General features: G+C 39.1%; 16 protein-coding genes. 8 read left to right on the top strand and 8 right to left on the bottom strand.

Features of this window, described 5'->3' with window-relative positions; all coding sequences use genetic code 11:
* Positions 1-11: 11 nt before the first annotated feature.
* Positions 12-350, top strand: coding sequence for an ISC system 2Fe-2S type ferredoxin (gene fdx, locus I593_RS04100; protein WP_016166301.1), 339 nt, complete (start codon positions 12-14; stop codon positions 348-350).
* A gap of 97 nt (positions 351-447) precedes the next feature.
* Here the strand turns inward: fdx and I593_RS04105 are convergent, their stop codons facing one another.
* From I593_RS04105 to I593_RS04120, 4 genes are all read right to left on the bottom strand, one after another.
* Positions 448-1,851: an adenylate/guanylate cyclase domain-containing protein gene (locus I593_RS04105; RefSeq protein WP_042069159.1), complete on the bottom strand. Its 1,404-nt coding sequence runs from the start codon at positions 1,849-1,851 to the stop codon at positions 448-450.
* A gap of 122 nt (positions 1,852-1,973) precedes the next feature.
* Positions 1,974-2,408 carry an HIT domain-containing protein gene (locus I593_RS04110; protein WP_016166303.1) on the bottom strand — a complete coding sequence of 145 codons (435 nt, stop codon included), beginning with the start codon at positions 2,406-2,408 and terminating at the stop codon, positions 1,974-1,976.
* Positions 2,409-2,631: 223 nt separating this feature from the next.
* Positions 2,632-6,090, bottom strand: coding sequence for a transcription-repair coupling factor (mfd, locus tag I593_RS04115; protein ID WP_016166304.1), 3,459 nt, complete (start codon positions 6,088-6,090; stop codon positions 2,632-2,634).
* Between the two features lie 178 nt (positions 6,091-6,268).
* Positions 6,269-6,625, bottom strand: a complete 357-nt coding sequence (locus tag I593_RS04120) for a hypothetical protein (RefSeq protein WP_016166305.1) — start codon at positions 6,623-6,625, stop codon at positions 6,269-6,271.
* A gap of 740 nt (positions 6,626-7,365) precedes the next feature.
* Between I593_RS04120 and putP the strand changes: the two genes are divergently transcribed.
* Positions 7,366-8,877 (top strand): sodium/proline symporter PutP, encoded by a 1,512-nt coding sequence (gene putP, locus I593_RS04125; RefSeq protein ID WP_016166306.1) that lies wholly within the window; start codon positions 7,366-7,368, stop codon positions 8,875-8,877.
* Positions 8,878-8,923: 46 nt separating this feature from the next.
* Here the strand turns inward: putP and I593_RS04130 are convergent, their stop codons facing one another.
* Entirely contained in the window at positions 8,924-9,415 is a 492-nt protein-coding gene (locus I593_RS04130; RefSeq protein ID WP_016166307.1) for an Lrp/AsnC ligand binding domain-containing protein, read from the bottom strand.
* Between the two features lie 118 nt (positions 9,416-9,533).
* Here I593_RS04130 and putA point away from each other — a divergent pair, with 118 nt between their 5' ends.
* The 3 genes from putA (at position 9,534) to I593_RS04145 (ending at position 15,056) form a co-directional block, all read left to right on the top strand.
* A complete protein-coding gene (gene putA / locus I593_RS04135) occupies positions 9,534-13,283 on the top strand; it encodes a trifunctional transcriptional regulator/proline dehydrogenase/L-glutamate gamma-semialdehyde dehydrogenase (protein WP_016166308.1) in 3,750 nt (1,249 codons plus the stop codon).
* 223 nt (positions 13,284-13,506) lie between these two features.
* Positions 13,507-14,589, top strand: a complete 1,083-nt coding sequence (trmA, locus tag I593_RS04140; RefSeq protein WP_016166309.1) for a tRNA (uridine(54)-C5)-methyltransferase TrmA — start codon at positions 13,507-13,509, stop codon at positions 14,587-14,589.
* 239 nt (positions 14,590-14,828) lie between these two features.
* Positions 14,829-15,056, top strand: a complete 228-nt coding sequence (locus tag I593_RS04145; protein ID WP_026441170.1) for a hypothetical protein — start codon at positions 14,829-14,831, stop codon at positions 15,054-15,056.
* Positions 15,057-15,117: 61 nt separating this feature from the next.
* Here I593_RS04145 and I593_RS04150 read toward each other — a convergent pair whose 3' ends face one another.
* Positions 15,118-15,819 (bottom strand): phosphodiester glycosidase family protein, encoded by a 702-nt coding sequence (locus I593_RS04150; protein ID WP_016166311.1) that lies wholly within the window; start codon positions 15,817-15,819, stop codon positions 15,118-15,120.
* 196 nt (positions 15,820-16,015) lie between these two features.
* Between I593_RS04150 and I593_RS04155 the strand changes: the two genes are divergently transcribed.
* Positions 16,016-16,552 carry a lecithin retinol acyltransferase family protein gene (locus tag I593_RS04155; RefSeq protein ID WP_016166312.1) on the top strand — a complete coding sequence of 179 codons (537 nt, stop codon included), beginning with the start codon at positions 16,016-16,018 and terminating at the stop codon, positions 16,550-16,552.
* 143 nt (positions 16,553-16,695) lie between these two features.
* On the opposite strand, the gene I593_RS04160 is transcribed toward I593_RS04155, so the two are convergent.
* Positions 16,696-18,420, bottom strand: a complete 1,725-nt coding sequence (locus I593_RS04160) for a glutamine--tRNA ligase/YqeY domain fusion protein (RefSeq protein ID WP_016166313.1) — start codon at positions 18,418-18,420, stop codon at positions 16,696-16,698.
* Between the two features lie 167 nt (positions 18,421-18,587).
* Between I593_RS04160 and I593_RS04165 the strand changes: the two genes are divergently transcribed.
* Positions 18,588-19,097 (top strand): peptidylprolyl isomerase, encoded by a 510-nt coding sequence (locus tag I593_RS04165; RefSeq protein WP_016166314.1) that lies wholly within the window; start codon positions 18,588-18,590, stop codon positions 19,095-19,097.
* An 86-nt stretch (positions 19,098-19,183) separates the two neighbouring features.
* Entirely contained in the window at positions 19,184-19,903 is a 720-nt protein-coding gene (locus tag I593_RS04170) for a UDP-2,3-diacylglucosamine diphosphatase (protein WP_016166315.1), read from the top strand.
* A 42-nt stretch (positions 19,904-19,945) separates the two neighbouring features.
* Here the strand turns inward: I593_RS04170 and hpaI are convergent, their stop codons facing one another.
* A complete protein-coding gene (hpaI, locus tag I593_RS04175) occupies positions 19,946-20,743 on the bottom strand; it encodes a 4-hydroxy-2-oxoheptanedioate aldolase (protein ID WP_026441172.1) in 798 nt (265 codons plus the stop codon).
* Between the last annotated feature and the right edge of the window lie 336 nt (positions 20,744-21,079).

The raw sequence follows: 21,079 nt of genomic DNA on the forward strand, positions 1-21,079 counted from the left end.
AGGTAAAGATTATGCCACGTATTAAAGTACTTCCACATGCGCAATTCTGCCCAGAAGGTGCTGAGTTTGAAGTAGAGCAAAATGCAAACTTATGTGAAAGCCTATTAAAAAACAACATCAAAATTGAGCATGCATGTGACATGTCTTGTGCATGTACGACTTGTCATGTGATTGTACGCAAAGGTTTTGATAGTCTTGAAGAAATGAATGATGTTGAAGCAGATTTGTTAGATCGTGCTTGGGGATTAGAACCTGATTCACGTCTTTCATGCCAAGTTGAAGTTGTAGATGAAGATCTTGAAATTGAGATTCCAAAATACACTATCAACCATGCATCAGAAAATCATTAATCTATGCCTGTGTAAAAAACCACGCTAATGCGTGGTTTTTTGTTGTTCAATTTCTTACTTCTTATAGAAAGTCACATCACTTTAGGATTAACTTAATTTAATGAATATGCGTATTTTCAATAGGCTGGATGACTTCATCTTCAAGTTTTAACTTCACAATACCTTGGGAGTTGGTTAATTTTTGCTGAGTTTGAATGCGCTTAATCATTTTATCTAACACTGTGATCAACTCTGGATACTCAAAGTTTTGCACTTCATCTAAGTTCAGCAATAAGTGAAAACCTTTATATTCATAATCAAACCAACGCTGATAATCTGTTTTTTGAGAAGTATACTTTTCCATCACCTGCCAAGTACGAACAGGCCCCTGAATTCCCTTCAAGTAAATTGGTGATTTGGGCGCACATAAATAGTCATTTTTAATCAGATTATAAGTATCATCCGAAATTAAGATTTCATCGACCGCTGCTGCACTTTGTAAGCGAGCTGCCAAGTTCGCATCACGCCCCACAATTGTATAAGCCATACGATGTGCAGCACCATAATTCCCAACGTGGCAATATCCTGTACTAATTCCCATGCGGATATGCAATGGCGGATAACCCATTTTAATCCAACGCTCACGAAGCAACTTCATTTGCTGGCGCATGACCATCGCCATTTCTACACAGGTTTTCGCATCTTGCTCAACACCTTGCGTATTAGGATCACCAAAGAAAATTAAAATAGCATCGCCCATAAATTTATCAACAGTACCTTCATATTGCTTAGCAATTTCGGTCATGTGACTTAAATAATCATTGAGTAAGTAGGCAAGATCATCTGGAATTAATGTTTCAGACAGCTCGGTAAAACCTTGAATATCGGAAAAAAAAACTGTCATTTTTTTACGTTTATATTCAATTTTGGCTTCCGACTCTCCTTTCATAATCGATTGCCAAAGCTGTAGTGGTGCATAACGACTGAGTTGGTTTGCGAACTCCATATAGCGGTTCATCTGATTATAATAATATTCACGCTTGGTATGGATATAGCGAATGCGACGGCTTTGATAAATAATCCCAACACCAAAGTAGGTGATTAAACATAAAAATGAAAGAACTGTCAGTTCTGACGATGTATGTTCAAAATACTCACCAAAACCGAAAATAAAAATATTACTAAAGTAAAAAACAGCTACACCAAACACACATGTGAGCATGGCAGAGAAAAAAGAGACTTTTGTATTTATAGATGAAAATAAAATTGCAAAAATTGCAGTAAAAGTCAGCACCAAACTTAAATGTACTGCCGACAACATAATTGCTATGACTACAACATCAATCGCAAATAATGTATTTCGTTTGGTATGGTAACCAAACTTAAATTCCAACCAATTCGAAAGTTTAGGAAGAATTAATGCCACAACTCCAAGCAGGATTGGGACATAAATTTGATACTTGGTTTCTGGGGATGTGTAGTGATAAACAACTAAAAGTAGAGATAGCATTGCATATCCCATCACACGATGAAGATATTCAAAATGCTTAGGGTCTCTATCTATCCAATTGCTTAATGATAGCACTACCTACTCCAGAACCCGAATCTAATCACAATTCATCCATAAACAAATGATTTCTGGGATCAATCCATGCGCCAGTCAAATGGCATATCGCCTTGACCACGTAGAGCAAGCATTAATGTTTGACGCATGTGCGCAAGAACTTCATTGGTATATGGAACTGCTGTTGTGCCCCAAACTGGTTTAGGCCAAGCCACGTCATTTTGATAACGAACAACATGATGGAAATGTAACTGAGGAACCATGTTACCCAATGCTGCAACATTCATTTTATCAGCACGGAATACACGTGAAAGTTGACTAGATAACCAACTTGATTCCCGCAAGAACTGCTCTTGATCTGCTTGACTTAATTCATAAAGCTCAGTTACTCCAGGTACACGTGGAATAAGAATAAGCCAAGGAAACTGCATATCATTCATTAAACGACATGTAGAAAGCGGAAAATCGCCTACAAAAAACGTATCTTGAGCAAGTTGTGGATGCAAACTAAACATATCTTTATAAATGATGGAAAATTAGAATGATGGTTAATACTATCACATCAAACTAGAGCTGAGTATTCTATAAAAGGTGTTTCATTACAAATAAATTGCTATTTTATATGATATTGATCACATTTAACACTTTAATAATTTTTCCAAATAAATCAATTGTTTCTTTGGCTATCGTTCTAATCTTACTTTTAGAAAGTCAAGCCAAAGAAGTGTTGCCTATCAACTAATTTAACTCTTTAAGTAAACTCTCAAGTAACTCATTAATAAATTGGATTCTTTTTTGAAAATCTTCCAACATCACCATGACTTTTAAGCGCTGACCGCCTTCCATACGGAAGAAGGTTGGATGTTTTTGCATCATACTAATGATAGTCATCGCTTGGACGGGGGTATCTTGTGAAAACTCGATATAGCCACCATTAGTATTGATATCAATTTTAGTAATCCCTAAATGTTCAGCCTTAAGACGCAGTTGATGTACAGCAAAAAGCTGCTTTACAGGTTGCGGTGGAATACCAAAACGATCAATCAATTCCATACGAATATTATCGAGTTTTTCTTGTTGATCTGTATTACTAATACGCTTATAAAACAGAAGTCGTTGATGTACATCTCCCAAATAATCATCTGGAATTAATGCAGGCATATGCAAATTGATCTCAGCCGTTAACGACAATGGTGCATCAAAGTTTGGTGTCTTACCTTTCTGAATTGCTTTCGTCGCCTTTTCAAGCATTTCCATATACAAACTATAACCAATTGCTTGCATAGAGCCACTTTGCTGCTCGCCAAGGAGTTCACCCGCACCGCGAATTTCAAGGTCTTCAGTTGCCAACATGAAACCAGCACCTAATGTTGCAGCACGCTGAATGGCATCGAGTCGTTTTTCTGCATCACCTTTAAGTCCTTTAATAGAAGGCACTAACAAATAGGCATAGGCTTGGTGATGCGAACGCCCTACTCGTCCACGCAATTGATGTAACTGCGCTAAGCCCAATTTATCGGCTCGTTCAATTAAAATTGTATTGGCATTTGGGACATCAATCCCTGTTTCAATAATGGTTGAACAAACCAATACATTGTATTCTTTATGGTAGAACTGCTGCATGACTTGCTCAAGTTCGCGCTCTCGCATTTGTCCATGTGCAACCGCAACCCGTGCCTCTGGCACAAGCTCACGGATACTTTCTGCTGCTCTTTCGATGGTTTCCACTTCATTATGCAAGAAATAAACTTGCCCACCACGAAGCAGTTCACGCAGAATCGCTTCTTTTACCGATTCTGATGTATGTTCTTGTACAAAGGTTTTCACAGCTAAACGACGTGCGGGAGGTGTCGCAATAATCGATAAATCACGCATTCCGCTAAATGCCATATTCAAAGTCCGCGGAATTGGCGTTGCTGTAAGTGTCAGCATGTCCACATCGGCACGCATCGCTTTGATTCGCTCTTTGTCACGTACACCAAAACGATGTTCTTCATCTACAATCATTAAACCGAGATTCTTAAATTGGACATTCTCTTGCAGAATCTTATGGGTGCCCACCACAATATCAACTTTACCTTCGGCTAGGTCTTCAATAATTTTGAGGTGAGTTTTGCTAGAACCAAAACGCGACAATACTTCTATACGAATTGGCCAATCTGCAAAACGATCTTTAAATGATTCATAATGCTGTTGCGCCAATAAGGTGGTTGGCACCAATACAGCAACCTGTTTATTGTTTTGAACTGCTAAAAAAGCCGCGCGCATAGCAACTTCAGTTTTACCAAACCCAACATCACCACAGACCAAACGATCCATCGGCTTGGCCAATTGCATATCATGCAGCGTTGCTTCAATGGCATTGGCTTGATCTAAAGTTTCTTCATATGCAAATCCGCTGGCAAATTGCATATATAAGCTCTGATCTAACTCAAAACTGATGCCTGGTTTAGATTGTCGACGCGCCTGTATATGCAATAACTCCGCTGCCACATCATGAATTTGCTCTAAAGCTTTTCGTTTTGCTTTATTCCAAGCATCTGTACCCAGTTTATGTAATGGGGCTAAATCAGGATCCCCACCACTATATCTGCTGATTAAATGTAAATTCGTGACAGGAACATAAACTTTGGCTGCATCGGCATAATCAAGTTGCAAAAACTCATGCTCTTGATCATCAATACTTAGTGTGACTAAACCTGCATAACGCCCAACCCCGTAATCAATATGCACTACTGGCGCACCAATACTCAGTTCAGTCAGACTTTTAATCAGAAACTCTTCGGAAACTTCCTGCTGACGCTTACGGCGGCGCTGTACTACGCGATGCTCATAAAGTTGATTTTCTGAAATTACACTCAACTGCCCTCGAACGACCAACCCTCGATCAAGTGGTGCACTGGTAATTGCAATTGCTTGTAAAGATTGCTGGAAATCAGCAAAGCTTTCGACACTTGGAATATCACCTAAAAAAGGTCGTAAAGCATCTTTTAAAGTTTCGCGTCGACCTGCACTTTCCGCAACGAGTAATACTGGATGATTAACTGCATCTAAATATTGCTTTACAGCTGCAAAAGGCTTTTCTTGTTTAGGATCAACCGCTAAACGTGGTGGAGCTTCCGTATCTAAATTGATTGCTCCAGCGCGCTCTTCTACGGCTTCAGTTGATGCAATAACACGAGCAAATTTATTTAATTGTTCTAAAACAACGTTAGGTGAGAGAAATAACTCTTCTGGTGGCAAGATCGGATGATCAATATTATGACGACGGTCTTCATAACGGCGTAAAACTTCTTTCCAGAAGCTCGATATCCCATCATCCAATCCATTATCTGTAATGACAATGCCATTCTGTGGTAAATACGCCATAAGCGTACTTTGACCTTGCATCAAAGACTTATCGAAAAAAAGTGGTAAATAAAACTCTATGCCTGGCGAAGCAATTCCTTCAAGTACATCTTGATAAATTGGATTTTTTTTCGGATTTGCTGTTGGAAAACTTTCAGCATAACGGTCTCTAAATAAAGAACGTGCTTCTTTTAATGGAAATTCTTTTGCAGGGAGTACACTAAATTTTTCTAGATTTTGCGTGGTACGTTGGGTTTCAGGATCAAAAAATTTTAAACTTTCGATTTCATCATCAAAAAGATCGATACGTATCGGTGAATTTTGCCCAGATGCAAAAATATCCATAATACTGCCGCGCACAGCAAATTCACCATGGTCATATACTGTATCAACCAGATGATAGCCTGCCTGAATCAATCGTAACTTTTGCTTTTCAATATCAAATTTTTGTCCAACTTGAATATCGAAATGTTCTCCCAATACCCAAGAGGTCGGTGCAACGCGCTGTGCCAAAGTCGAGGCAGAAACCAATAACACCCCTTGTTGTGGCATATTAGATAAAATAGCCAAACGTTCCGAAACAATATCTTGATGAGGAGATAAACGGTCGTAAGGTAAGATTTCCCAATCAGGGAAAATGGTTGGCTTTAGTCCATAAAACTCAAGTTCACTTTCTAACTGAGCTAAATGCTGACTATTTCGTGCAACGAGGATAAAAAGTTGCTGATGTTGTTTTGAGATTTCTTTAAATAATAGTGCAGCAGCTGAACCTTGTAGTTGTCCGATCCAGCGTTTGTCACCTGCTTTCAACTTAGAGAGATTGAGTTGAGCAATTTCTTGTTGGAACATGTAGATCGCTTTTTAGAGATAAGTCACTTGGTTACAATCTTATCACGCAGCTAAAACTACATAAAATTTTTATACAGTTATATAGTGACTGAATCTTATTCATCAAGCACGTCATTGTGAGATTAGGTTAATAAATGACATGCCCGATATAGATATTTTTTACTTTTAGGCTCTAATTTTATTTCTCTCGAATAAAATTACGATAGTAATCGTTCAGTTTTTTCACAATGCTTTTAAATTGGAGTAAGTTTTCTTCCGTATTGCCTAAACGCGCGACAAATTTCTGTTGCGTAATTTCCAAATCAATTTTTTCATTAATTAACATAGCCGCATAGTAAAGTGCTTTCAAATCATCAAACTTATTTAAGCGACGATTGGAAAAATACTCTAAGCGCTCTGATAGAGCTTGATTTAGAACAATACCATCTACAATATACCCCTGTTGTGGATTGAACTGAATCGCATGTTCATGCAGATAAGCCTCTTCCTCTTTTACTCTAGAACTTTTAAATACATCTTTCAGCTTATTTAGCATCTCAGCACATCTCTCCAACATTTTGAATGACTATTATATAGTGCAAATACCTCTTATCTCTTGCCCAACAGGACATTTGATATTCACTTTTATAAATTGACACCAGCAACTCTAAAAAAGTGCCATACAAATATTGCGTTCAAACTAGGTTTTTATTTCTATAAATGAAAACTAGATAGATAATTTTCTTCATCGTTTTCTTTGTGACATTAAAGCCAAGTGATCACAAAAATTTAATAAAATAATTATACAAATGTAGAATATAGAAGATTAGAATCCAACCTTGCAGAATTTAATTGAAAAATATAGCAATATCTAAAATGCTCTAAAAATTCTAATTTTCAAATTTCATGACTTCATTGCGCTAAAAGCAAGAGTCAATTAAAGCTATCTAACTAATATTTCTCACAAATAAAGCATAATCTGATTGTTATTTTATGTAACAAAATCATTATTTTGATGAAATTCCATCTTTATAGGTTAAATTATCATCAAATATAGTGAATAATCATCTTTTTAACGCATCCATTCTTTTAAAAAGACCATTTTACATATGCTTAGTACAATTTTTTGTCATTTTTAGTTTTGTAACCAAAATTACATTTCGCTACACAAAATGACTATAAACACCCTAGAAATGTAACAGTAAGTAATTTTGCTTTTATGATTGAATCACCTCCTCGCTATTGCAGCTCAAAAAATCATCTTGGATTGATGGTTTTAGGACAAAGGATGGGCATATGAGTCAAGTGAACCCTACATTAATCACCTTTATTTTTTACATTATCGCAATGGTCGGTATTGGCCTATATGCCTATAAGGCAACTTCAGATTTCTCTGACTACATTTTGGGTGGACGTAGTCTTGGAAGCGTTGTAACTGCACTTTCAGCAGGTGCATCGGACATGAGTGGCTGGTTACTCATGGGTTTACCAGGAGCAATTTATCTTTCTGGTCTCTCTGAAGCGTGGATTGCTATTGGTTTAATTATCGGTGCATGGCTAAACTGGCTTTTAGTCGCTGGACGTTTACGTGTTCACACTGAATTTCAAAATAATGCGCTTACATTACCAGATTATTTCACTGGTCGTTTTGGCGACAAAAAACGTGTGTTACGTATTATTTCCGCTTTCGTAATTTTAATCTTCTTTGCTATTTACTGTGCCTCAGGTATGGTTGCTGGCGCACGCTTATTCGAAAGTTTATTTGGATGGGACTACTCTACTGCCCTGTGGATTGGTGCACTCGCAACAATTTCATATGTATGTATTGGTGGGTTCCTTGCTGTAAGTTGGACTGACACATTCCAAGCAGGCTTAATGATTTTTGCCTTACTGTTAATGCCAGTGATTACTTACCTTGCAATTGATGATCATAGTCAACAATTCGGTGTACTGCTCGAAACTGCTCGTCCACAAGCAATGAATATGCTTGAAGGTTTAAGTACTGTTGCTATTTTATCTTCAATGGCATGGGGCTTAGGCTATTTCGGTCAACCCCACATTTTAGTCCGCTTTATGGCGGCTGATTCTGCAAAAACTATCCCTGCTGCTCGTCGCATTGGTATGGCATGGATGATTTTATGCTTAGGTGGCGCAGTTGGTGCTGGTTTTGTTGGTATTGCTTACTTCCAGCAACACCCTGAATTTGCAGCAGCAGTAACACAAAACCCTGAAACTGTTTTCATGGAATTAAATAAAATCTTATTTAACCCATGGGTAGCAGGGATCATTCTTGCTGCAATTCTTTCAGCAGTGATGAGTACTTTAAGCTGTCAGCTTTTGGTATGTTCTAGTACTTTAACAGAAGATTTATACAAAGCGTTCATCCGTAAAAATGCTTCTCAAAACGAGTTGGTTTGGATTGGTCGTTTAATGGTAATCAGCATTTCAATCCTTGCGATTGTGCTTGCTCAAAATCCTGATAGTAAAGTTTTAGGCTTAGTAGCTTATGCTTGGGCTGGTTTTGGTGCTGCGTTTGGTCCATTAATCATCTTGTCATTGTTCTGGAAACGCATGACACTCAACGGTGCAATCATAGGTATTCTTGTAGGTGCAGTAACCGTAATCGTATGGAAAAATACGATGGGCGACACTGGTATTTATGAAATCATCCCTGGCTTCATCTTGTCATTCGTCAGTATTGTCGTGGTGAGCTTACTTGGTAAAGAACCTGAGAAAGATGTTGTAGAACGTTTTGAACAAGCGGATGCATTCTATAAACGCGAAATGGCTGAATTGAAGAATAAATAATTCTTCGTACAGTTAAAAAATAAAGGGGCTAAATGCCCCTTTATTTTTATCTACTCTTTTTAACTTTCAGGTTCAACTTCGCACTTTCTTTAATAACTTCCATAACAGGATAACTTCGAGTTTCTTTAATTCCTGGCAGTTGCCACAGCACCTGACCTGAAATTTTACGAAACTCTTCCATACTGGCGCAGCGAATCTTCACAACAAAATCAAATCCACCACTAGTCATATGACATTCAACAATTTCTGGATACTGCATGACTGCCTCACAGAACTCATCTAATACATTCGGTGTAGTTTTATCGAGTAAAATCTCTACAAAGACCACAAAATTTGAATTCAACATCGCAGCATTTAACTTGGCTTCATAGCCAAGAATAAATCCATCTTTACTGAGCTTCTGTACCCTTGCAAGCACAGCCGTAGGAGATAGATTCACCTCTTCAGCCAATTTAATATTCGATATTCGTCCATCGTTTTGCAGAATATCTAAAATTTTAATATCCGTTCGATCAAGCGATAAAATTTGGCTAGACATCTGAATTAATCTCTAAAAATAAGGGAAACAATAGTGAGTTATTCGGGTTTATTTCTGTGATCATTAATTATATACGGCAATTTGCTTAACTCAATCTTTTCAGTCACAGGAAGTTGGCATGAATACGATCATCTCCCCAATTGATGGAACCAAACCTCATCAAGACTATATTACGCTTTTCAAAGAAAAGACCGCTTACGAAACAGAAATTAACACTGCTTGGCGCCGTGCCGAATCTGAATGTGTTGAAAATCTACTTGAGCATAGCAAAATTTCAGATGAATTGAACACACGTATTCAAGACTTAGCTTTTAACCTTGCACACACTTTACGTGAGCGTAAAAGTTCTGCAGGTAAAGCTGGTATCGTGCAAGGTTTATTACAAGAGTTCTCTTTATCTTCGCAAGAAGGTATTGCACTTATGTGTCTTGCTGAAGCGTTATTACGTATTCCTGATACTGCCACACGTGATTTATTAATCCGTGACAAAATTAATCAAGGTAACTGGAAAGACCACGTTGGTCAAAGCAACCTGATGTTCGTTAATGCCGCTGCGTGGGGCTTAATGTTAACAGGTATGCTCATGGAAACACCTAAGCAAGCTAGCCTTTCTAGTATGCTTACAGGCTTAATTGCACGTAGTGGTCGTGGCATCATTCGTAAGGCTGTTGACGTTGCTATGCGTATGATGGGTGAACAGTTCGTTACTGGCGAAACCATCAAAGAAGCATTAAGCAATGCTGAACGTCTTGAAGATAAAGGTTTCCGTTATTCATACGATATGTTAGGTGAAGCAGCGTTAACTGATCACGATGCTGAGCGTTATTATGATGACTACACCAATGCGATTCATGCGATTGGTCAAGCATCTAAAGACAAAGATGTTTATAGCGGTCCTGGTATCTCTATCAAGCTTTCTGCATTACACCCGCGTTACCAACGTTCTCAAACTGAACGTGTACACAAAGAACTTTATAGCAAAGTTCTTGAACTCGCGCGTTTGGCAAAAGGCTATAACATTGGCTTAAACATCGATGCTGAAGAATCTGAGCGTTTAGAGCTTTCTCTAGAGCTATTAGAGCGTCTTTGCTTTGAGCCTGAATTGGCAGATTGGAAAGGTATTGGCTTTGTTATTCAAGCGTACCAAAAACGTTGCTTCTACGTTGTAGATTATATTGTTGACCTTGCTAAACGTAGCAACAAGCGCCTCATGATCCGTTTGGTGAAAGGTGCGTACTGGGATAGCGAAATCAAGAAAGCACAAATTGAAGGTATGACGGACTACCCTGTATTTACCCGTAAAGTACATACAGACTTGTCTTATATCGCATGTGCAAGAAAATTATTGGCTGCACCAGAGCAAATTTACCCTCAGTTTGCGACGCATAATGCTCAAACTGTAGCGACAATTTACCAATTGGCAGATCCTGCGAAATATTACGTTGGTCAATACGAATTCCAATGCTTACACGGCATGGGTGAACCTTTATACGAACAAGTAGTTGGTCCAAAATCTGAAAATAAACTGGACATTCCTTGCCGTATTTATGCCCCAGTAGGTACGCATGAAACTTTATTGGCATACTTAGTACGTCGTTTACTTGAAAATGGTGCAAACACCTCATTTGTAAACCGTATTGCTGATAAGAGCTTGGAGATTCAAGACCTGATCGAAAATCCGCGTGAATCGATCTTAACTTCTGCGAAACAAGAAAAGGCGATTGGTTTAAAACACCCTGCTATTCCATTACCACAGAATTTATATGGTGCATTACGTCAAAACTCTTCAGGCGTAGACTTAGCCAATGACAGCGAATTGTTAAGCTTGGACAAAACAGTTCAAAGCCTGATGTCACAGCAATGGGCCGCTGAATCAATGGGTCCTGGTTTAGCTGAAATTGCTGCTGCAGCCGAAGTTGCTGTAATCAACCCTGCGGTACATAGCGACAAAGTTGGTTCTGTTAAAGAAGCTTCTGCTGAACACGTAAACCTAGCATTGACGAATGCTGCAAATGCACAAGCAGCTTGGGTAAATACACCGAAAAATGAACGTGCTGCATGTTTAAACCGTGCTGCCGACCTTATGGAAAGCCGTATCCAAGAGTTGATGGTGTTGTTATGCCGTGAAAGTGGTAAAACCTATGCCAATGCCATTGCTGAAGTTCGTGAAGCAGTAGATTTCCTTCGTTATTACGCTGCACAATGCACAAACTTGGCTACAAATGCTCAAATTGCGTCATTAGGTACAGTATTGTGTATTAGCCCATGGAACTTCCCATTGGCAATCTTCAGTGGTCAGATTTCTGCAGCACTTGTTGCGGGTAACACGGTTATTGCAAAACCAGCTGAACAGACACCACTTATTGCATCTTTAGCTATCCAAATGCTTTGGGAAGCTGGCGTACCTCAAGCTGTTGTGCAGTTAATTCCTGGTCGTGGTGAAACTGTTGGTGCGCAATTAAGTGCTGACCCACGTATCCAAGGCATCATGTTCACAGGTTCTACTGAAGTTGCGAAAATTCTTCAGAAAACTGTTGCAAAACGCTTAGGTACAAATGGTCAACCGATTCCGTTAATTGCGGAAACTGGTGGTCAAAATGCTATGATCGTGGATTCATCAGCATTAACTGAACAAGTGATTCTAGATGTTGTGAACTCGGCTTATGACAGTGCTGGTCAACGCTGTTCTGCACTTCGCATCCTTTGCGTACAAGAAGACAATGCTGAAAGCGTGATTCGCATGTTGAAAGGTGCAATGCAACAACTCAATGTAGGTAACCCTGCATTATTAAAAACTGACATCGGTCCAGTTATTGATGCTGAAGCACAAACCAATATCCAAAACCACATTCAAAAAATGCGTGGTAAAGGCTATGCCGTGCACCAGTTCATGCGTAACGATGCTGCTGATACAAGCTTGAATCAAGGTACATTCATCCCACCAACGTTAATTGAATTACCAAACTTAAACGACCTTGAGCGCGAAGTGTTTGGTCCAGTATTACACATCATCCGTTACTCACAAGGTAATGTGAAGTCTGTAGTGGATCAGATCAATGCGAAGGGCTACGGCTTAACTATGGGTCTACATACACGTATTGATGAAACCATCAACACTGTGATTAGCACATCTGAAGTGGGTAACTTATACATCAACCGCAACATCGTTGGCGCTGTTGTTGGCGTGCAACCTTTCGGTGGTGAAGGCTTGTCTGGTACTGGTCCTAAAGCAGGTGGTCCACTTTACTTGTACCGTTTAATGCAAGAATGCAGCGCGAAACAGTTAAGCACCCCATTTGCTGTAGGTAAAGTATTACAAGCTGCACCGAAGAATGAAGTGTACGAACAATTCAGCGCTTGGGTGAAAAAGCAGTTCCCACAAGTGAAATTGCCTCAAGTTTCTGCGCTTGCTTCTGGTCAAGTGTATGAATTAAATGGTCCTACAGGTGAAAGCAACCAATATACAATTGTTGCACGTCACTGCGTATTGTCTCTTGCTGAGCAAGAACAAGACCAATTGGTTCAATTGAACGCAATTTTTGCTGTAGGTAGCAAAGCGGCTGTACTTGCTGACAATGTATTCGCATTGAAGCACATGTCAACGATGCCTAAAATTGTGGCTGAACAATTCAAAGTCATCCAAAGCATTGCAACAGGTGATTTTGATGCAGTTCTACACCATGGTACAACGACTCAAGTACTTGAATTGCAAACTGCAATCGCACAGCGTTCAGGTGCTATTGTGGGTATTACCCATTTACAGCCTACGGAACAAAACATTCCTGTTGAACGTCTTGTGATTGAACGTGCAATCAGTATTAATACTGCCGCTGCTGGTGGTAATGCAAGCTTAATGACCTTGAACTAAGGTTTAAAAGCATCCTGTTCAAGGGCTATCTTTCCCTTACCAAGCCATTACTGGTCTAATGGCTTGGTTTCTTTTTATTTAAGAAAAGCATATTTTCTCTGTATCGATCCAACTGTAGCCCAGTTCTTTAGATTTTCATTCGAAGTTGCTGAATTCGCTTAGTCTTCTTCAGTAAACTTTGTTACCATCCCTGTTTTCTACGTTTTATAATTTTTGACTGCATATGACTTCATCTTATCAGCAACAACTTGATGCCAAAGTTGAACGTATTTCTGCACAATTTGCCGAATTCAATTCCCCATCTCTTGCGGTGTTCGCATCTCCAGAACAACATTTTCGTATGCGTGCAGAATTTCGTATTTGGCATACTGATGACGATATGTTCTATGCCATGTTTGAACGCGATGAACAACAACAAAAACAAGTGATTCGTATTGATGAATTCCCAATTGCCGATGCCAGCATAAATCAACTCATGCCTGTGCTCTTGGCAGAGCTGAAAAGTGATGAAGCTTTATCAAAACGCTTATTTGAAGTTCACTTTTTAGCGACTTTAAAAGGCGAAATCCTCGTTTCCCTAATTTATCGTTGCCCACTAAACGAACAATGGCAAGCCTTAGCAAAACAGCTTGCAGATAAATTAAATATTAAAATTATTGGCCGTAGTCGCGGTCAGAAGGTTGTGCTGTCTGATGAGTTTGTGGTTGAAGAACTGCAAGTTTTTGAGCAAAAATATCAGTACAAACAAATTGAAAGTAGCTTCACCCAGCCAAATGCTCAAGTCTGTCAAAAGATGTTGGAATGGGCATGTAATGCTGCAGGTCAATCGAACAAAGACCTCTTAGAGCTATATTGTGGCAATGGTAACTTTACCCTACCGTTATCTACGCGATTTAATCGTGTGTTGGCTACCGAATTAGCCAAATCGTCGGTATACGCTGCACAATGGAATATTGAACAAAATAATATTGATAATATTCAAGTAGCGCGACTTTCTGCTGAAGAGTTTACCCAAGCCTACAATGGTGAACGTGAATTTAGACGCTTACAAGAAGCACAAATTGAGATCAGCAGTTATGATTTTGACACCGTATTTGTCGATCCACCGCGTGCGGGTATTGATGATGAAACACTGAAACTGTTACAGCGTTTTGAACGTATCATTTATATTTCTTGTAACCCAGATACCTTACATGACAATTTAAAGCTACTTACGCAAACGCACAAAGTTACACGTTTTGCTTTATTCGATCAGTTCCCGTATACCCACCATGTTGAATCTGGTGTGTTACTGGAAAAATTGTAAGAATTATTTAATCATCTCCTTTACGTCCTCAAGTTATTTAAAACAATAACTTGAGGATTTTTATTTGAAATAAAGTAGTTAATTTCACCGTACATTTTGGCCTGTCATAAAACCGTTAAATCTTGCCATTATGATTGAAATTTTGCGTGTTCAACTGCTGCTTTTATCACTTAGATCATCTTGCATTATTTATAGAATTGGCTATATTTCGTTCTATGTTATTCATGAATGAAGGCTCTATGAGTTTTTGGCAAAAATTGTTTGCTGCACCGCAGCAGTTGAATGAGCATAAAAATCAAATCGCGTGTGTCGAGAACGATTGCTCATGCAAAACAGATGAACAACTGTTAAAGGCTCTTGCTCAAGCCACAGATGACGATGTCATCATTGGTATTAAACGTGTTTTAGCCTCTCGAGGTTATAGCCGCAAAGAGCTAAACGAAATCACCCGTTCACCATTACAGTGATGCCGATTTCGTCATTAAAAAGCATTGGAACAACCAATGCTTTTTTATTGCCTTTTTGTTTCTACTCACAGTCCTGATCTTCAATATACGCCAACATCGGTCCAAACGGACTACTCTGAATCTTGATATCCTTCTCAGCCAGATACATCGCTGAAATGGAGCCATCTAGATATAAAGCTTGCTCTAACTTGAGCTCATTTTGCATAAAGCTCGCTAGAGCATAAAAATTTACAGCTTGCTCAGTCAGCACAAAATATAGCACTTGATCTTTTATCCCCACGGCGTTACGTATTTTCAGAGATGAACTTTCTGCTATGAAAATTGGATTGATTCGTCGATTAGACACCAGCATCGGCCCTGACTGCGTTGCATAATCCGCTTTAAATTTACCTTTCACATATTGAGAAGTGCTTAAAATAACAGCCTGTTTACTGTTCCAAGCCAAAATACCATTCGGCTGTAAATAGAAATTTCCCCATCCAAGGTGCTGGTTCAGTGGAAATAGCTTTTTCTTATTTTCAATATATAAACCTACAGGATGGAACGTGTAATGAAACATGCCCGCATTCATTGCAAATAGCATTTTCTCACATGTGTTTAATTGTGTCGGGATTTGGCTAAAGTAATTTACTGGTGTTTGATCGTTCTGTTTATTTAACAATAAACGAAGCTTGGATAAATCATGGACTTCAACTACAGTATAGTTGAGATCATTATATTGCCTCGTATAGCTAGTCACTTGAGCAAATTGAGACATAGACATTAGGCTACTGATCAGCATAGTGATCAATTGCAGAACCTGTCTCAATGTTATTGTCATGTGAACTATTACACTTTCATCACTTCTCTTCTATTTTATTGCTTTTTGTAGCATTCATATGCAACTATTCACTTATCTTCATTATTCCAAGTAAACTACATGCTAATATAATGCTTAAGTTTATTCGTTTAGTGTAGCGATGCATCAACAGAAAAAACCGTTTCATATTGGGGCACATTTGGTGGTAAAACACTTCGCCTACTCTCATCATGGGATTTATATTGGGCGTGGACGTGTTATCCATTATTCAGGTTTTGCCCATTTCTTCAAAAAAAGACCGATTGAAACCACCACTCTGGCAGAATTCTGTCATGGTAAAAAAATTGATGTCGTGCATTACCAACATTCTAAATATTCGGGTCGCAAAGTCGTACGCCGTATGCGCTCACGTATGAAAGAAAACCACTATCACCTGATTATGAACAATTGTGAACATCTTTGCACTTGGGCAATTACAGGTGTGGAAAGCAGTCCACAAGTGGTTCGTATGATGAATCGTTTAACGACTATCGGTTATGTAAGCTCAATTATGAGCTATATGAATGGTATGTTGCTCACTATTACCACCACTTGCTTTGCACTTGCGCTATATATTAAAAAGAAACTGCGTGATAAAGCGAAAATGCAAAGACAGACTTATTTATTCTTCAAAGATCAAGAACATAAAAATCGTTAAGTTGATGTTTAAAAGTACCATTTTCTCCTTTTAAGCGATCCATCATATTTAACTCACTTTGCAATCTCTATTTCAAAAAACATTAGACATTAAAAAAGCCCCTCAACTCACGGTTCAGGGGCTTTCACATTTCAAATCAGGTTTTATTTACCTGGTTTAAAACTGTCTTTTAAATCTAAAATACGGTTAAACACTGGCTTTTCAGCTGAATGGTCATAACGATCTGCTACAAAATAACCTTCACGTTCAAATTGGAAACGTTGTTCAGGCTCTGCTTGTGCCAAAGCGGGTTCAATCACAGCTTGTACCACTTGCAATGATTCTGGGTTTAGATTCGCCAAGAAATCATCGGTTGCATCTGGTGCAGATTCGGTGAATAAACGGTCATAAATACGTACTTCAGCAGGAACACCTTTGCTTGCAGATACCCAGTGAATTACACCTTTCACTTTACGACCTTCAGGATTTTTCCCTAAAGTTTCAGGATCAATTGAACATTTTAGTTCAACCACTTCACCGTTTTCATCCTTAATGATTTCATCACATTTAATGACATAAGCATGACGTAAACGCACTTCACCTTCAGGGACTAAACGCTTGAAGCCTTTTGGTGGAATTTCTTCAAAATCTTTACGATCAATATAGATTTCAGAAGTCAAAGGAATAACACGCTCGCCCATATCTACGTTTGGATGACGTGCATGCACCAAGTCCAAAGCTTCAGGTAAGTTGGTTAACGTGACTTTTAGTGGATTCAAAACTGCCATACCACGACCAGCCGCATTTTCTAGCGATTGACGGATACAGAATTCAAGCATTGCCACATCAACAATACCATCAGTCTTAGACACGCCCACACGCTTACAGAAATCACGTAAACCTTCAGGTGTAAAACCACGACGGCGCATACCGACAACTGTTGGCATACGTGGATCATCCCATCCATTTACATAACCACCTTCAACCAATTTACGCAATTTACGCTTTGAGGTAATGGTGTAGTCAATGTTTAAACGGCTAGATTCGTACTGACGAGGCACTGCTGCTGAATGAACTTTCTCAATGACCCAGTCATAGAATGGACGGTGGTCTTGGAATTCCAAAGTACATAAAGAGTGCGTAATGCCTTCAATTGCATCAGACAATGGATGAGCATAGTCATACATTGGATACATTTTCCATTTGTCACCCGTTTGATGGTGCTCGGAATGCAATACGCGGTAAAGAATTGGATCACGCATGTGTACATTTGGAGATGCCATGTCAATTTTGGCACGTAATACCGCTTCGCCTTCTTTCATTTCACCAGTACGCATTTTTTCAAAGCGTTCTAGGTTCTCCGCAACTGTTGCATCACGGTAAGGTGAATTCTTTCCAGGCTCAACAAAGTTACCACGGTTTAATTTAATTTCTTCAGGTGATTGCAAATCCACATAAGCATCACCTTGTTCAATCAATTGCACTGCCCATGCATATAATTGATCAAAATAACCCGACGCATAACGTGGTTCATCTTTCCATTCAAAACCTAACCATTTTACATCATTGGCAATACCATCAACATATTCTTGTTCTTCGGCATCAGGGTTTGTATCGTCAAAACGAAGATTACAATAACCATTAAATTCTTGTGCAATACCAAAATTTAGGCAAATCGCTTTTACATGGCCAATATGCAAATAGCCATTTGGCTCTGGTGGGAAACGCGTTACAACGGTTTGTGTACGCCCAGAAGATAAATCGTCAGTAATGACCTGACGTACAAAATCCAAGCCAGGCTGTTGTTCTTGCTGCGCAGCATCGACAGAGGCATGATTACTTGGTGTCGGGTTATTTGGCAGAGATGCAACAACATCATTTGGCTTCATAGTAGATAGATCACTTCTAAAAATAAAAAACAGGATATTTTAAACGCAATTTCAGTATTTTTAACAAAGAAATGTACGTTTTTACTTGCCTTGTAGTTTACAGTTTGCTTATGCTTCTCTCAACCAAAAACCCATGGCTTTTATGTCCATGTTAAGGAGATTACACAATGAGTTTTCCTCAAGTCGAATTAAACACCAATAAAGGTCGTATTGTTCTTGAGCTTAACGCTGAAAAAGCACCTAAAACAGTTGCTAACTTTTTAGAATATGTTCGTGACGGTTTCTATGACGGCGTAATTTTCCACCGTGTGATTGATGGTTTCATGATCCAAGGTGGCGGCATGGATGAAAACTTCAAAGAAAAAGCAACTCGTGATTCAATTGAGAACGAAGCAGACAACGGTTTGAGCAATGACGTCGGTACTATCGCAATGGCGCGTACCCAAGCTCCTCACTCTGCATCTGCACAGTTCTTTATTAACGTGAAAAACAACTCTTTCCTTAACCACACTGGTAAAACAGCGCAAGGTTGGGGCTATGCAGTATTTGGTAAAGTTACTGACGGTATGGATGTAGTAGAAGCAATCAAAGGCGTTCGTACTGGCAACCGTGGTTACCACGCAGATGTTCCTTTAGAAAACGTTGTCATCGAATCTGCAAAAATCATTTCTGAGTAATTAATCTCCCTAAATCCCTCTTTAAAAAGAGGGACTTCCTCCCTGAGTAAAGGGAGGTTAGGAGGGATTATTTAAAGGATAAAAGCGTGACCCATCTGTTTATATCAGATTTACATTTGTCACCCGATCACCCTCGACTTGTTCGAGGGTTTTTCGCTTTGCTTAAAGAATATCAATCTAAGCAAACTCAGCTCTATATTTTAGGTGATTGGTTCAATGCTTGGATTGGCGATGACTATACTGCACCATGGTTAGATGAACTCGTTGCTGCATTACAACAGTTTAATGCCGCAGGTAATCAGATTTATTTCCAAGTGGGTAATCGTGATTTCGCCTTAGGTCAAAAATTTCTGGATCAGTTTAATGGCATTTTATTGCCTGACGACTATGTCCTAAACATCAATCAACACAAGTTCCGCCTAGAACATGGTGATGCGCTTTGTACCGATGATGTCGGTTATCAACGCTTTAAAAAAGTGATTCGCAATCCTCTTGTATTGGGCTTTCTACGAAAAATGCCACTCAGCTTCCGCACCAAACTTGCCAACGGTTTCCGTAAAAAAAGTTACGCTGCGCAGCAGTTTAAAAGTTATGAAGTGATGGATGTCAATCAACAAGCCGTTACCCAAGCTTTAGCGGATGTAGATATTCTCATTCATGGACACACCCATCGTGCAGCCATTCATGAGCTACAAGGCAAAAAGCGTATTGTCTTGGGTGATTGGAAAGAAGATTCAGCACAAATTTTGGTTGTTGATCCAAAACAACAGGACTTAATATTAAAATTAAGTACGTTTAATTACTAAGTATTTAAAACTCTTATTTTTCGCTGGCTTACCTGTTCAGGGTTAATAACCACCTTCTATTCGCTTTTCCTCACTGCCCTTTTTATACTTCGCCAACAATGTTCTTAATCCATTCATCAAGACACTGGTATCTACGCCTACAGCGACAAACTCTGTTCCTAATTCTATGTATTTCTGCGTGACTTCATCTGTGGTGGATAAGATGCCTGCGGCTTTTCCTGCGGCACGAATCTTTTGAATGGCTGCTATGACAGCTTTCTGTACGTCAGGATGGTTCGGATCACCTTGATAGCCCATCGTCGCAGATAAATCGACTGCCCCAATGAATACTCCATCAATCCCTTCAATTTTAAGAATTTCATCTAAATGATTTAAGCCTTGCACTGACTCAATTTGAATCAATAAACAAATTTGTTCATGCGCGTGTGCATAATAATCAGGAATACTGTTCCAACGCGTTGCACGCGCCAATGCTGCACCGACACCACGAATCCCTTCTGGTGGATAACGTACCGCTTTTACCATAAGCTCTGCCTGCTCAACCGTTTCTACCATTGGAATCAATAAGGTTTGTACCCCAATATCCAATAACTGTTTAATTAATTGAACACTTCCAATGGGTGGACGTACCACCGCTTGTGAAGGATATGCTGCCATGCTTTGCAGTTGTGATAATGTCGTTCTTAAATCACTCGGGGCATGTTCACCATCAATCAGTAACCAGTCATAGCCCGCATTTGCAATCAGTTCAGTTGCATACGCATCTGCCAAACCAACCCAAAGCCCTATTTGTTGTAGCTTTTTTAAATTTTGCTTAAAGTAATTAATCGTGTCAGTCATCATGTTCAACGGTCATAAACGCACTTACTAAAAACAGTAAAGCCTTCTTCACACCTAAATACCAATATTGATTTTCTATTTGATCATTGCATTCACCACTTAATCTTGCAGAATCCCCTCCAATCTCATAATTGAACAATCTTTGATAGATCATTCGTATACGCTGCTTGAATGTATAACTCTAAACGATTAATGTGATCCTAGCCAAAATAATGGACAGCACGTCCCTCTAAAGATAACGTAACTTTAATCTTTGGAGATTCAAGAAATGGCTAAACGTTTTAGTCCTGAATTTAAACAGCAAGCGATTGATTATGCACTTTCAAACTCCCACGA

Origin of the sequence: Acinetobacter tandoii DSM 14970 = CIP 107469 (genome assembly GCF_000400735.1) — a bacterium.
Lineage (GTDB): Bacteria > Pseudomonadota > Gammaproteobacteria > Pseudomonadales > Moraxellaceae > Acinetobacter > Acinetobacter tandoii.

Excerpts from the sequence above, each read along its gene's own strand:
- I593_RS04110 (WP_016166303.1), bottom strand. The coding sequence starts at position 2,408 with ATGTTTAGTTTGCATCCACAACTTGCTCAAGATACGTTTTTTGTAGGC.
- I593_RS04160 (WP_016166313.1), bottom strand. The coding sequence starts at position 18,420 with ATGAAGCCAAATGATGTTGTTGCATCTCTGCCAAATAACCCGACACCA.
- fdx (WP_016166301.1), top strand. The coding sequence starts at position 12 with ATGCCACGTATTAAAGTACTTCCACATGCGCAATTCTGCCCAGAAGGT.
- trmA (WP_016166309.1), top strand. The coding sequence starts at position 13,507 with ATGACTTCATCTTATCAGCAACAACTTGATGCCAAAGTTGAACGTATT.
- putP (WP_016166306.1), top strand. The coding sequence starts at position 7,366 with ATGAGTCAAGTGAACCCTACATTAATCACCTTTATTTTTTACATTATC.
- putA (WP_016166308.1), top strand. The coding sequence starts at position 9,534 with ATGAATACGATCATCTCCCCAATTGATGGAACCAAACCTCATCAAGAC.
- I593_RS04105 (WP_042069159.1), bottom strand. The coding sequence starts at position 1,851 with ATGGGATATGCAATGCTATCTCTACTTTTAGTTGTTTATCACTACACA.
- mfd (WP_016166304.1), bottom strand. The coding sequence starts at position 6,090 with ATGTTCCAACAAGAAATTGCTCAACTCAATCTCTCTAAGTTGAAAGCA.
- hpaI (WP_026441172.1), bottom strand. The coding sequence starts at position 20,743 with ATGACTGACACGATTAATTACTTTAAGCAAAATTTAAAAAAGCTACAA.
- I593_RS04155 (WP_016166312.1), top strand. The coding sequence starts at position 16,016 with ATGCATCAACAGAAAAAACCGTTTCATATTGGGGCACATTTGGTGGTA.
- I593_RS04145 (WP_026441170.1), top strand. The coding sequence starts at position 14,829 with ATGAGTTTTTGGCAAAAATTGTTTGCTGCACCGCAGCAGTTGAATGAG.
- I593_RS04150 (WP_016166311.1), bottom strand. The coding sequence starts at position 15,819 with ATGTCTATGTCTCAATTTGCTCAAGTGACTAGCTATACGAGGCAATAT.
- I593_RS04120 (WP_016166305.1), bottom strand. The coding sequence starts at position 6,625 with ATGCTAAATAAGCTGAAAGATGTATTTAAAAGTTCTAGAGTAAAAGAG.
- I593_RS04165 (WP_016166314.1), top strand. The coding sequence starts at position 18,588 with ATGAGTTTTCCTCAAGTCGAATTAAACACCAATAAAGGTCGTATTGTT.
- I593_RS04130 (WP_016166307.1), bottom strand. The coding sequence starts at position 9,415 with ATGTCTAGCCAAATTTTATCGCTTGATCGAACGGATATTAAAATTTTA.